The 13,162-nt window shown below is 72.2% G+C and carries 8 protein-coding genes and 1 riboswitch; of the genes, 7 read left to right on the forward strand and 1 reads right to left on the reverse strand.

The window, feature by feature from the left end; genetic code table 11:
• Window positions 1–19: 19 nt before the first annotated feature.
• From ACF1G2_RS18645 to ACF1G2_RS18660, 4 genes are all read left to right on the forward strand, one after another.
• The gene (locus tag ACF1G2_RS18645) at window positions 20–1,828 is read left to right on the forward strand and encodes a methylmalonyl-CoA mutase family protein (RefSeq protein ID WP_391799300.1); all 1,809 of its coding nucleotides are present in this window, start codon (window positions 20–22) and stop codon (window positions 1,826–1,828) included.
• Entirely contained in the window at window positions 1,828–4,002 is a 2,175-nt protein-coding gene (gene scpA / locus ACF1G2_RS18650) for a methylmalonyl-CoA mutase (protein WP_391799301.1), read from the forward strand. Before ACF1G2_RS18645 ends, scpA begins: the two co-directional genes overlap by 1 nt.
• The gene (gene meaB, locus ACF1G2_RS18655; RefSeq protein ID WP_391799302.1) at window positions 3,999–5,021 is read left to right on the forward strand and encodes a methylmalonyl Co-A mutase-associated GTPase MeaB; all 1,023 of its coding nucleotides are present in this window, start codon (window positions 3,999–4,001) and stop codon (window positions 5,019–5,021) included. Before scpA ends, meaB begins: the two co-directional genes overlap by 4 nt.
• Window positions 5,022–5,469: 448 nt before the next feature.
• Window positions 5,470–5,934 carry a DUF5709 domain-containing protein gene (locus tag ACF1G2_RS18660; RefSeq protein WP_391799303.1) on the forward strand — a complete coding sequence of 155 codons (465 nt, stop codon included), beginning with the start codon at window positions 5,470–5,472 and terminating at the stop codon, window positions 5,932–5,934.
• 63 nt (window positions 5,935–5,997) lie between these two features.
• Here ACF1G2_RS18660 and ACF1G2_RS18665 read toward each other — a convergent pair whose 3' ends face one another.
• Entirely contained in the window at window positions 5,998–6,621 is a 624-nt protein-coding gene (locus ACF1G2_RS18665) for a flavodoxin family protein (RefSeq protein WP_391799304.1), read from the reverse strand.
• Window positions 6,622–6,767: 146 nt separating this feature from the next.
• Between ACF1G2_RS18665 and ACF1G2_RS18670 the strand changes: the two genes are divergently transcribed.
• The 3 genes from ACF1G2_RS18670 (at window position 6,768) to metE (ending at window position 13,114) form a co-directional block, all read left to right on the forward strand.
• Window positions 6,768–8,765 carry a hypothetical protein gene (locus ACF1G2_RS18670; protein ID WP_391799305.1) on the forward strand — a complete coding sequence of 666 codons (1,998 nt, stop codon included), beginning with the start codon at window positions 6,768–6,770 and terminating at the stop codon, window positions 8,763–8,765.
• Window positions 8,762–10,303, forward strand: a complete 1,542-nt coding sequence (locus tag ACF1G2_RS18675; RefSeq protein ID WP_391799306.1) for a hypothetical protein — start codon at window positions 8,762–8,764, stop codon at window positions 10,301–10,303. The genes ACF1G2_RS18670 and ACF1G2_RS18675 overlap by 4 nt, the downstream gene beginning before the upstream one ends.
• A 107-nt stretch (window positions 10,304–10,410) precedes the next feature.
• Window positions 10,411–10,628, forward strand: a riboswitch (cobalamin riboswitch).
• 161 nt (window positions 10,629–10,789) lie between these two features.
• The gene (gene metE, locus ACF1G2_RS18680; RefSeq protein ID WP_391799307.1) at window positions 10,790–13,114 is read left to right on the forward strand and encodes a 5-methyltetrahydropteroyltriglutamate--homocysteine S-methyltransferase; all 2,325 of its coding nucleotides are present in this window, start codon (window positions 10,790–10,792) and stop codon (window positions 13,112–13,114) included.
• Window positions 13,115–13,162 lie beyond the last annotated feature (48 nt).

Raw genomic sequence — 13,162 nt, forward strand, 5'->3', positions numbered from 1 at the left:
CCTGGCCTAGCATCCGAGCATGACAGTCCTTCCCGACGACGGGCTCAGCCTCGCCGCCGAATTCTCCGACGCAACCCGTGAGCAGTGGCAGCGCCTCGTGTCAGGCGTGCTGAGCAAGTCGGGCAAGGACGTGGAGGGCGCGGCGGCCGAGGACGTCCTGACGACCACTCTGGAGGACGGGCTTCGCGTCCGTCCCCTGTACGCGGCCGAAGACACCGCGTCCGATCCCGGCTTCCCCGGCTTCGCCCCCTTCGTGCGGTCAGGCCGGGCCGAGGGCAACACGCTGGGCGGCTGGGACGTGCGGCAGCGCCACACGGTCGCCGACGGCGAGGCGGTGCTGACCGACCTGGAGAACGGCGTCACGTCGCTCTGGCTGCTCGCCGGCGAGGGCGGCATCCCCGTGTCGTCGCTGGCTCGGGTCCTGGAGGGTGTGTACCTCGACCTCGCACCCGTCGTGCTCGACGCGGGCGCCGACGTCGAGGACGCCGCGCGGGAGTTGCTGCGCCTGTACGAGGAGCGGGGCGTCGCGAAGGAGGCCGCGCGCGGCAGCCTGGGCGCCGATCCGCTGGGCTTCGAGGCGCGTACGGGCCGGTCGTTCGACTTCGCTCCCGTCGCCGCTCTCGCGCGCCGGTGCGCCGAGGAGTACCCGGGCCTGCGGGCGCTGACCGTCGACGCGCTGCCGTACCACGAGGCCGGAGGCTCGGCCGCGCAGGAGCTGGGGTGCTCGCTGGCGACCGGAGTCGCGTATCTGCGGCAGCTCACCGAGGCGGGGCTCAGCGTCGAACAGGCCTGTGGGCAGCTCGAGTTCCGGTACGCGGCCACCGCCGACCAGTTCCTGACGATCGCCAAGCTGCGGGCCGCGCGCAGGCTGTGGGCCCGGGTCGCCGAGGTGTGCGGAGCGGGCGCGGCGGGCGCGCAGACGCAACACGCCGTGACGTCGTCGGTCATGATGACGCGTCGCGACCCGTGGGTGAACATGCTGCGTGCGACGGTGGCCACGCTGGCCGCCGGTGTGGGCGGGGCCGATTCCGTCACCGTGCTGCCGTTCGACCACGCGCTGGGGCTGCCGGACGGATTCTCCCGCCGAATCGCCCGTAACACCTCGACGATCCTCATCGAGGAGTCGCATCTGTCCCGGGTGATCGACCCGGCGGGCGGATCCTGGTACGTGGAGCGGCTGACGGACGAGCTGGCCGAGGCCGGCTGGGAGTTCTTCCAGGGCATCGAGCGGACGGGCGGTCAGGCCGCCACCCTGCGCTCGGGCCGTCTCGGGCAGGAACTGGCCGCCACCTGGGAGGCGCGCAGCGCGAAACTGGCGAAGCGGCGCGAACCCATCACGGGCGTCAGCGAGTTCCCGCATCTGACCGAGAAGCCCGTCGTCCGCGAGGCCGCGCCCGAGCGACCCGCCGGCGGTCTGCCGCGCGTGCGCCGCGACGACGCGTTCGAGGAGCTGCGCGCACGTTCCGACGCGCATCTCGCCGCCACCGGCGCCCGGCCCCGGATCTTCCTGGCCGCGCTCGGTCCGGCCGCGGCGCACACGGCGCGCGCCACCTTCGCCGCCAACCTGTTCCAGGCGGGCGGCATCGAGCCCGTCGTGGAGGGCACCTTCGAGGAGAGCGGGGCGACCGAGGCCTGCCTCTGCTCCAGCGACGCGCTGTACGAGGAGCAGGCCGCGGACCGGGCCGCCGAGCTCGGGGCGCTGGGCGCCCGCCATGTGTTCCTCGCCGGGCGGCCCGCCGCGTACGCCGGTGTCGACTCCTACGTCTTCGCCGGCTGCGACGCCGTCGCCGTACTCTCCGCCACGCTCGACCGCATGGGAGTGTCCTGATGTCCATCCCCGATTTCTCCGCGATCGGTCTGGGGACTCCGACCGCCGCGGCCGGCGCCGACGAGTGGCGGACGGCCGTCAAGAAGGCCGCCGGGGGTGACGACCTGCTCTGGGAGACCCCGGAGGGTATCGCGGTCAAGCCGCTGTACACCGGGCAGGACCTGGAGGGCCTGGACTTCCTGGGGACGTATCCGGGCATGGCTCCGTATCTGCGCGGTCCGTACCCGACGATGTACGTCAACCAGCCCTGGACGATCCGTCAGTACGCGGGCTTCTCCACCGCCGAGGAGTCCAACGCGTTCTACCGGCGCAACCTGGCGGCCGGCCAGAAGGGCCTGTCGGTCGCCTTCGACCTGCCCACGCACCGTGGCTACGACAGCGACCATCCGCGGGTGACCGGCGATGTCGGCATGGCGGGCGTGGCGATCGACTCGATCTACGACATGCGTCAGCTCTTCGACGGCATCCCCCTGGACAGGATGACCGTTTCGATGACCATGAACGGCGCGGTGCTTCCGGTGCTCGCGCTCTACATCGTGGCGGCGGAGGAGCAGGGCGTCCCGCCGGAGAAGCTCGCGGGGACCATCCAGAACGACATCCTCAAGGAGTTCATGGTCCGCAACACGTACATCTATCCGCCGAAGCCGTCGATGCGGATCATCTCCGACATCTTCGCGTACACGTCGCAGCGGATGCCGCGCTACAACTCGATCTCCATCTCGGGCTACCACATCCAGGAGGCGGGTGCCACGGCCGACCTGGAGCTGGCCTACACCCTCGCCGACGGTGTGGAGTACATCCGCGCCGGGCGTGAGGCGGGCCTGGACGTGGACGCGTTCGCGCCCCGGCTCTCCTTCTTCTGGGCCATCGGCATGAACTTCTTCATGGAGATCGCCAAGATGCGGGCGGCCCGGCTGCTCTGGGCCAAGCTGGTGAAGCAGTTCGACCCGCAGAACGCCAAGTCCCTCTCGCTGCGCACCCATTCGCAGACGTCGGGCTGGTCGCTCACCGCGCAGGACGTCTTCAACAACGTCACGCGCACGTGCGTGGAGGCGATGGCGGCCACGCAGGGGCACACGCAGTCGCTGCACACGAACGCTCTCGACGAGGCGCTCGCCCTGCCGACCGACTTCTCGGCGCGCATCGCCCGCAACACGCAGCTCCTCATCCAGCAGGAGTCGGGCACGACGCGGGTGATCGACCCCTGGGGCGGCAGCGCCTACGTGGAGAAGCTGACGTACGACCTGGCGCGCCGGGCCTGGCAGCACATCCAGGAGGTCGAGCAGGCGGGCGGCATGGCTCAGGCCATCGACGCCGGGATCCCGAAGCTGCGCGTGGAGGAGGCGGCGGCCCGCACCCAGGCCCGTATCGACTCCGGCCGGCAGCCCGTGATCGGCGTCAACAAGTACCGCGTCGACTCCGACGAGCAGATCGACGTGCTGAAGGTCGACAACTCCTCCGTGCGCGCCCAGCAGATCGCCAAGCTGCGGCGGCTGCGCGAGGAGCGCGACGATACCGCCTGCAGGGACGCGCTCGACGCGCTCACCCGGGCGGCCGGCGGCGACGGCAACCTGTTGGAGCTCGCCGTGCGCGCGGCCCGTGCCAAGGCCACCGTGGGCGAGATCTCCGACGCCCTGGAGAAGGTGTACGGACGGCACGCGAGCCAGATCCGTACGATCTCCGGTGTGTACCGCAACGAAGCCGGCGAGTCCCCCTCCGTCGACCGCACCCGCACCCTCGTGGACGCGTTCGCCGAGGCCGAGGGCCGCCGCCCCCGCATCCTGGTCGCCAAGATGGGCCAGGACGGCCACGACCGCGGTCAGAAGGTGATCGCCACGGCCTTCGCCGACCTGGGCTTCGACGTGGACGTCGGCCCGCTGTTCCAGACGCCCGCCGAGGTCGCGCGGCAGGCCGTCGAGGCGGACGTGCACATCGTCGGGGTGTCGTCGCTGGCCGCCGGGCACCTCACCCTCGTACCGGCGCTGCGCGAGGAGCTGGCCGCGGAGGGGCGCGAGGACATCATGATCGTCGTCGGCGGCGTGATCCCCCCGCAGGACGTACCGACCCTCCTGGAGATGGGCGCGGCGGCCGTCTTCCCGCCCGGGACGGTGATCCCCGACGCGGCGTACGACCTGGTGAAGCGGCTCTCGGACGGTCTCGGGCACGAGCTGTGATCGACCGGGACGCGTATGTGAAGGGTGTACTCGGCGGGAAGCGGGCGATCGTGGCCCGTGCGATCACGCTCGTCGAGTCCACCCGCCCCCAGCACCGCGCGCTGGCACAGGAGTTGCTCACCGAGCTGCTGCCGCACAGCGGGAAGGCGCGGCGGATCGGGATCAGCGGCGTGCCGGGGGTCGGGAAGTCGACGTTCATCGACGCGTTCGGCACGATGCTGACCGGTCTCGGCCACCGGGTCGCGGTCCTTGCCGTCGACCCTTCGTCGAGCCGGACGGGCGGCTCCATCCTGGGCGACAAGACGCGGATGGAGCGGCTCGCGGTGGACCCGGCGGCGTTCGTACGGCCGTCGCCGACGGCCGGGACGCTGGGCGGGGTCGCCAAGGCGACCCGCGAGTCGATCATCGTGATGGAGGCCGCCGGCTACGACGTGATCCTGGTCGAGACGGTCGGTGTCGGACAGTCCGAGACCGCCGTGGCCGACATGGTCGACTCGTTCCTGCTGCTCACGCTCGCGCGGACGGGAGACCAGCTGCAGGGCATCAAGAAGGGCGTCCTGGAGCTGGCGGACGTGGTCGCCGTCAACAAGGCGGACGGACCGCACGAGCGGGACGCCCGCGCGGCGGCTCGTGAGCTGTCGGGGGCGCTGCGGCTGATGCACGGCGCGGACGCCGCCTGGACGCCGCCGGTGCTGCACTGCAGCGCCCGCGAGTCGACCGGTCTCGACACGGTCTGGGAGCGCCTCGAACAGCACCGTACGCTGCTCGACTCGACGGGCCGCCTCGCGGCCCGTCGGCGCGACCAGCAGGTCGACTGGACCTGGACGATGGTCCGGGAGGAGCTGCTGGGGCGCCTGCACGCCCACCCGGCCGTACGGGCTCTGGCTCCCGGCCTCGAACAGCAGGTCAGGGAGGGTGAGTTGACGGCGACGACGGCGGCCGAACGCCTCCTCCGCGCGTTCGGGGAGCCGGGCGGGACGGACGACGTGTACGCGGGGCGGGACGCCGACGAGGCGTAGCCGAGGTGTCGGCATGCCGGACGCGGGCCGGAGGACGTGCGTCCTCCGGCCCGCGTCGGCGTTCACCGAGCCGTCGTCGGTCCGCCGGTGCCAGCGGCACTGACCGTGGCGCGGTCCGCGCACGGTGACGCCCGTCGTCTCGGGGGCGGGGGTGTTGCCCTCGCACCTCAGCGGTGGGCGGCAGCTGCGTACCGTAGCAGCCCCAGACGTGTGCATCTATGAGATGTCTGCTGGCTGAGACCTGACATATGCAAGGTCGAGCGGGAGAGTGCGGGCCGGGGCATGAGAGGGGCAGGGCCGGGCAGGCGAGAGCAGGGCGAGATCCGCCCTGTCGGCGCCGCCGGAGATACCCTGAGGATGCGGATCAGCACGGGGACGGAAACGGGGACGGCCTGTCGCCGGCCCTGGACGGGGCGGAGCACGACCGCACCGAGAGGAGATCCGGACCATGTCCGAGAACCAGCCGACCTCCCGTGGAGACGACGTCTACCAGCCCGCGGACGCGGACAGCGGGGACTACCCCGACGGCGAGCTCGATCCGGACAACGCCCTCGGCACACCGGTCACGGAGGACATGGGCGAACCCGGCTACTCCCCACCGGATCGCCCTCGGGGCGTGACCCGGTACGGGACGACCGTACGGGAACAGCGCGAGGGCGAGTCGCTGGACGACCGTCTCGCCCAGGAGAGCCCCGACGTCGCGACCCCGGACGGCGACGACATCGGCGACCTCCCGGACGGCGAAGGAGAGCCCGTCGACGCGGAGTCGGGCCTGTCGCGCGCCGGCCGTCTCGCCGTGCCCGCCGGAGGCAGTACGACCACGATCGTGGCCGACGACGTGGGCCCGGACGACGGCATCACCTCGGCGGAGGAGGCCGCGGTCCACGAGGAGACGGGTATCGACGGCGTCTGACCGCCGATCCGGGGCTGCCCGCTCGCGCGCCGACCCGGCCCGTCGTCGCCGTGCCGGCGCGGGTCAGCTCGGCGGGTAGAGCGCGCCCTTGAGGCGGCGGGCGAGGTGAGAGGCGTTGGAAGCGAGGGTGGCGGTGGTGGCCGCCGTCTTCGCGGGGACCTTGTCCAGGTCCTGGTAGTCGGTGTCCTGCATGGCCTCGCCGACCCAGTAGGTGACGGCGTTCGCCGGGAGGGTGAAACCGACGTCGTTCAGCCCCTGGAAGAGGTCGGCGCCGACCTTGTGGGCGCCGTCCTCGTTGCCGACCACGCAGACTCCGGCCACCTTGCCGTAGGTGAGCATGCGGCCCTCTTCGTCGCTCTCTGCGAGTTCGGCGTCGAGCCTCTCCAGGACGCGCTGGGCGATGCTGGAGGGGTGGCCTAGCCAGATCGGCGTCGACAGGACGAGGATGTCCGCGTTCAGGACGGCCTCGCGGATGCCGGGCCAGTCGTCCCCGTCGCCCATGTCCGCCTCCACGCCAGGCTTGACGTCGTGGTCGGCGATGCGGATCACCTTTCCGGTGACCCCGTGCTCGCGGAGAGCGGCCATGGTCTGCTCGGCCAGCAGCTGCGAGCTGGACGGTGCGGGGGACGGGGAAAGCGTGCAGACGAGCGCGACAGCGCTGAGCGGGACGGTCTCATAGGGTTCCATACGGCGCGGCTACCCAGCGGGCCGCGGCTTACCGCACCTGATCGCCCGCAACCCCACTGCCGAACAGGCGCATCTCGGGTAAGTTCCCTTTGTGCACGACCAGTTGATCTCTTGACGCGCGGCTCACAGGGGGAGGCGGTAGCGCCATGGGCGGGAGGTTGTACGGTCAGCAGGCCCTGCAGGAGGGGTTCGTCCCGCGTCTTGTGGGGCTGCATCACAAGGACGGGTACCTCGTCCCCTTCGCCTATCCCAAGGGCTCGCCCGTCGTGCGGATCGTCGGCGGCCGGGGCAGCGGGAAGACCGCCCTTCTGGGCGCCGTCCATGACGCGTACAACGGCCGGGTGCCGCTCGCCCGGGTGGACCTCGGGGCGCCCGGGTTCGGCGAGCCCGGTGTGGCCGACGGTGACGACGGCGTTCCCAACGCCTCCCGCATCACGCACCTGTTGTACCTCCTCGCGTACAAACTCGGCCTGGACGTACGGCACTTCGGCAAGCCGCTGGTCTTCCCACGGCTTTCCCTCGGACTTCTCGTCGTCACCGCCTGGCGCCCGCTGAACAGCGACGAGACCGACGTACGACCGCCCGACCTGCGTCGGGCGGAGGCCGATCTGCGTACCCTCATCACCGCCGAGGACCCCGACGTACGGCGTCGCAGGGAGAGCCTCGGCCGCTGGTTCGACGTCGTCACGGACAACCTCCCGCTGGTCCTGTCCGCCGTCCCGGGCCTCGACACCATCGCCGGGATCGTCCTCGACACCGCGCGGGCGCAGCTCGTGCGGAGCGAGCCGGACAAGGGCGCGCTCGCCTGGTGGGGCGACCGACTGCACCGTTCCCAGGGGTACCAGGGCGATTCGCTGCAGCGGCTCTTCCAGTTCGTCCGCGGCTTCCGCAGACTCGACGACCGCCGGCGTACCGCCGAGGAGCACCTCGTCGCCGCGCTCCTCGACGACATCGACGCCAACTACGGCACGCTGCGCAGACTGAACAGGAAGCCGCGCCCGCTGCTGCTCCTGGACAACGCCCACACCGACGTCGGACGGGACTTCCTCGACCTGCTGGACGCCGGGGACCACGGCCCCGGCGACGCGCCGGGCAAAGCGCCGACGCGCCCCGTGGTCCTCGCCACGCTGCTCGGCAGGGCGTCCGGACACCCGCCGCTGACCGAGGTCGGCGGTGACGCCGTCCCGCGGACGCGGCCACTGGTCCTGAGCATCCCCGGCATCGAACCCGCCCATATCGCGGAGATGCTCAGCCCCGTCGACTATCCCGACCACCTGCCCCGCGTCGTCGCCCGCTACAGCGGCGGCCGCGCGGCGAGCGCCCGCATCCTGGCGGACGCGGCCGTCCGCCGCGTCGAGGACGTGGGCACGATACGGGGCGGGGAGCTCCTCGACGAGGCCGCGCCCGCGCTCCTCGCGAAGCTGCTGCCCGATCCCGTGCTACGGGAGCGCCTCGTGCTGCTGTCCGCCGCCGCCGACGCGGGCACCCGGCGCGGGCTGTGGACGTTCTCCCACCCGGAGGACCACTCCGAGGAGCTGGTCGCCGTCCGCGTCCGCGAGGCCGACGACTACCGGACCCGGTCCTGCCTCGACGGCGACCGCGCCCTCGATCTGCTGCTGCGGCACCGGCTGGCCGCCAGCGTCTCCCACGAACGCTGGCGCGACACCCAGCTCCGGCTGCGTTCCCTGTGCGACCCGCGCGGCGACACGTATCTGCACCACACGCTGGCGCTGGGCCGGGTGGACGAGGTGGTCGGGGCCCTGCACCACCGGTTCACCGTCACCCCGCCGGGCGCTTGGCTGGCCGCGCTCAACGTCGTCTGCTCGGCCCCCCACCCGCGCGCCGGGTACGAGCCCCCCGCCGCGAGCCCGTTCCTGTCGTGCACGGCCTGCGGCAGCGACCTTCCCGGACCGCACCACGACGCGATCGCCTCCCTCGTGCCGCTGCTCTGGCGACTCTCCGACCCGCTCACCCTCGCCCCGCGCGAGGACGAGCTGACCACCGTCCGCATCGCGCTGGAGACGCTGTACGGCAACAAGGCCGCGCACGCCGCCTACCGCGAGGCGTCCGCCGCCTGGCCCGCCCGTCTGCGGGCCGGGGCACAGGCTCCCGACCTGCCCGTCGAGGAAGGTGCCGCGTCATGACGTCGTTCATCTCAAGACTGCCCGGCGGACCGCTGACCAAGGCCGCCGCCCTCGTCGTCGCCCTGGCCGTGCTCGGCGCCGCCGTATGGGCCGGCATCGTCGTCCTCGGGCCCGACCCGGCCTGCGGCAAGGGCATCGAGGAGCGGGGCCCCGAGGGCTCGCGGGAGTGCACGGGCGTCACCGACGGCAGCTACGTCTTCGCGGACAACCTCAGGGAGGTCAGCGCACGGATCAAGGCGGAGAACGAGCGGATCAAGGGCGAACCGCACGTCTCCGTCGCGGTGATGCTGCCCATGGCACCGACGCAGGCCTTCGAGCAGCAGAAGACGCTCCACGAGGTGCAGGGCGCCTACCTCGCGCAGTACCGCGCCAACCACGACTCCAACAGCAAGAAGCCGGCGATCCGGCTTCTGCTCGCCAACCCCGGCCGCAGCCAAGCCCATTGGCGGCCCGTCGCCGAACAGCTCGGGGCCATGTCGGAATCCACGACCGACAACCTCCGGGCCGTCATCGGCTTCGACGTCTCCACCGCCACCACCCAGGCCGCCATCGGCTACCTCACCCGCGAGCGCGGCATTCCCGTCGTCGGCGGCCCCATCACCGCCGACGACTCGGGCAACAGCGCCCAGCGGCCCGACGCGTACCCGGGTCTCGCCAGGGTCGTGCCCACCACCTCCGACCAGGCCAGGGCCCTGTCGCACTTCAACGCGGGCATCGACCCCCGGCACACCCTGGTCGTCGAGGACATCCGGACCGGCGACAACTACGTCGACGCGCTGAAGCGGGCCTTCGCCGCGCGGACCGTGGGATCGCCCCGCGCACCCGAGCAGTACCGCGCGCCCGAGGAGTTCCACGAGGAGGGCACCACCGCCAACGCCTTCGACCAGATGGTCGACACCATCTGCACCTCGGCGGCCAAGGTGATCTACTTCGCCGGACGACCGGTCCAGCTACGGCAGTTCGTCAACGAACTGGGCAACCGGGGCTGCACGGAGAAGAAGTACACCGTCATCACCGGCTCGGGCGCCTCCACGCTCTCCTCGGACAAGCTCCTCGACTGGGACGCCTTCCGCAAGGGCGTGACCCTCCAGTACGCCGCCGTCGCCCATCCCGACGCCTGGAGCGGCCCCAAGGCGCCCACCACGGGCGGTTCCCCGGCCGCCTTCCGCACCCTGGCCACGCTCGCGAGCAGCAAGGAGGTCGGGAACATCGGCCCGGTGGAGCTCACCGACTCACGGACGATCACCTTCTACGACGCCGGGCTCACCGCGATCACCGCCATCCGGATGCGCGACGACGGCGACCCGGTCATCCCCGCCCTCGGCCGTATCAGCGACTCGTGGCTGCGGCTGCACGGGATGGGCAAGGTCGACGGTGCCAGCGGATGGATCTGCCTCGACAACTACGGCAACCCGTACAACAAGGCGGTCTCCGTGGTGGAGCTCGCGCCGGACGCGCCCGGCCGCATCCGCTTCGTCGGACTCGCCTGGCCGACCGGCCGCCCCACACCGGCGGACTGCACCGCGAGCCGCGGCTGACACCGCCCCGCCGGACGCCGTGCCGGACGCCGTGCCGGCAGGAGGGGAAGGGGCCGGCGCGTTCCGGAATGCGGGCAAGGGTGTGCGGTGGCACCGTCGGTCCGCCTAAGGTGGCCCTTGCAGCTGGTTCGCCCCGTCCGCCAGGCGGGATGCGTCGTAAGAGGGAACCCGGTGGAAATCCGGGACTGCCCCGCAGCGGTGAGCGGGAACGACCGCCGTCATACGCACTGGACCCGTACGGGTCTGGGAAGCGACGGCCACTAGGGGTCTGCCTCGGCAGGCGTGCCCGCGAGTCCGAAGACCTGCCCGTTGCCCGCGCGCGATCGTTCGCGTGCGGTGATCCCGGTGACCTCGTGGGCGGGTCGGCGCGCAAATCGAGCGGCACGTGCGGCATGTCCGCGGCGTGGGCCGCCCGGTCGTCCGTTCCTTCGCGTCCACGTCCCGTCGCCGGGGCGTCCAAGGACACATCTCGCGAAGGAGAGTTCCGTGACACCGAAGCCCGCACCCGAGGCGCCCCGCGCCACCGTGTACGGCTACCCCCGGCAGGGGCAGAACCGCGAACTGAAGAAGGCCGTCGAGGGCTACTGGAAGGGCCGCGTCACCGCCGACGAGCTCCGTGAGACCGCGGCCGGTCTGCGCCGTTCGAACTGGCGGCAGCTGGCCGAGGCCGGTATCCACGAGGTGCCGACCGGTGACTTCTCGTACTACGACCATGTCCTCGACACCACCGTCATGGTGGGCGCCGTCCCCGAGCGGCACCGCGCCCCGGCGGACGACGACGCGCTGGACGGCTACTTCGCCATGGCCCGGGGCACCCAGGAGACCGCCCCGCTGGAGATGACCAAGTGGTTCGACACGAACTACCACTACCTGGTGCCCGAACTCGGTCCCGGCACCGACTTCTCCGCCGACTCGCGCAAGCAGGTCGCCGAGCTGAAGGAGGCTCTCGCGCTCGGCCACAGCGGCCGCCCGGTCCTCGTCGGCCCGGTCACCTACCTGCTGCTGGCCAAGCCCGCGCCGGACGTGGACCCTGACTTCGAGCCGCTGACCCTGCTGGACCGGCTGCTTCCGGTGTACGCCGAGGTCCTCGCGGACCTCCGTGCGGCCGGGGCCGAGTGGGTGCAGCTCGACGAGCCGGCCCTGGTCCAGGACCGCACCCCCGCCGAACTGAACGCCGCCGCGCGTGCCTACCGCGAGCTGGGTGGGGCCGCCGACCGGCCTAAGCTGCTCGTCGCCTCCTACTTCGGGCGGCTGGGCGAGGCGCTGAGCGTCCTGGCCAAGGCTCCCGTCGATGGTCTCGCACTCGACTTCACCGGGTCGGGCGCCGCCAACCTCGACGACCTCGCCTCCGCCGGCGGGCTGCCCGGCAGGCGGCTGGTCGCGGGCGTCGTCGACGGCCGCAACGTCTGGATCAACGACCTCCAGAAGTCCCTGGGGGTGCTCGGCACGCTCCTCGGGCTCGCCGGCCAGGTGGACGTCGCCGCCTCCTGCTCCCTGCTGCACGTACCACTGGACGCCGGTGCCGAGCGGGACATCGATCCTCAGGTCGCCCGCTGGCTCGCCTTCGCCCGCCAGAAGACGGCGGAGATCGCCGTTCTCGCGCGCGGGCTCGGCCAGGGCGCGGGCGCCGTCGCGGCCGAACTCGCGGCGAACCGGGCCGACCTGGCCTCCCGGGCCGCTTCCGCCCTGACGAGCGATCCCGCCGTACGGGCCCGTACCGCCGCCGTCACCGACGCGGACAGCCGGCGCTCGCAGCCGTACACGGAGCGATCTGCCGCCCAGCGGGAGCGTCTGCGCCTTCCGCTGCTGCCGACGACGACCATCGGCTCGTTCCCGCAGACTGGTGAACTGCGAGCCGCACGGGCCGAGTTGCGGGCCGGACGGATCGACGTCGCCGGGTACGAGGAGCGGATCAGGGACGAGATCCGCGAGGTGCTCGCCTTCCAGGAGAAGGCGGGGCTCGACGTCCTGGTGCACGGCGAGCCCGAACGCAACGACATGGTGCAGTACTTCGCCGAGCAGCTGACCGGCTGTCTGGCCACCCAGCACGGCTGGGTGCAGTCCTACGGCACCCGCTACGTCCGGCCCCCGGTGCTGGCCGGGGACATCTCCCGCCCCGCGCCGATGACCGTCCGCTGGACGACGTACGCCGGGTCGCAGACCTCCAAGCCGGTCAAGGGCATGCTGACGGGCCCGGTCACCATGCTCGCCTGGTCCTTCGTACGGGACGACCAGCCGCTGGGCGAGACGGCGCGGCAGGTGGCGCTCGCGCTGCGCGACGAGGTCGGGGACCTCGAAGCGGCCGGCGTGTCCGTCATCCAGGTCGACGAACCGGCGCTGCGCGAGACCCTGCCGCTGCGGGCCGCGGACCACGCCGCGTACCTCGCCTGGGCGACGGAGTCGTTCCGGCTCACGACCGGCGGGGTACGGCCGGACACGCAGATCCACACGCACATGTGCTACGCGGAGTTCGGCGACATCGTGCAGGCGATCGACGACCTCGATGCCGACGTCATCAGCCTGGAGGCCGCCCGCTCGCACATGCAGGTCTCCGGCGAACTGGCCGCGCACGGCTACCCCCGCGAGGCCGGACCCGGTGTCTGGGACATCCACTCCCCGCGCGTCCCCAGCGTGGCGGAAGCGGCCGCCCTGCTGCGCAAGGGACTCGAGGCGATCCCGGCGGAGAGGCTCTGGGTGAACCCCGACTGCGGCCTGAAGACCCGTGGTTGGCCCGAGACCCGGGCCTCGCTGGAGAACCTCGTCGCGGCGGCCCGCGAGATCCGCGCCGAACTGACCACCGGCACCTCCTGACCCCGAAGGCCGGGACGGACGCCACCGACGCCCGCCCCGGCCCCGGAC

The organism is Streptomyces sp. NPDC013457, from assembly GCF_043089925.1.
GTDB lineage: Bacteria > Actinomycetota > Actinomycetes > Streptomycetales > Streptomycetaceae > Streptomyces.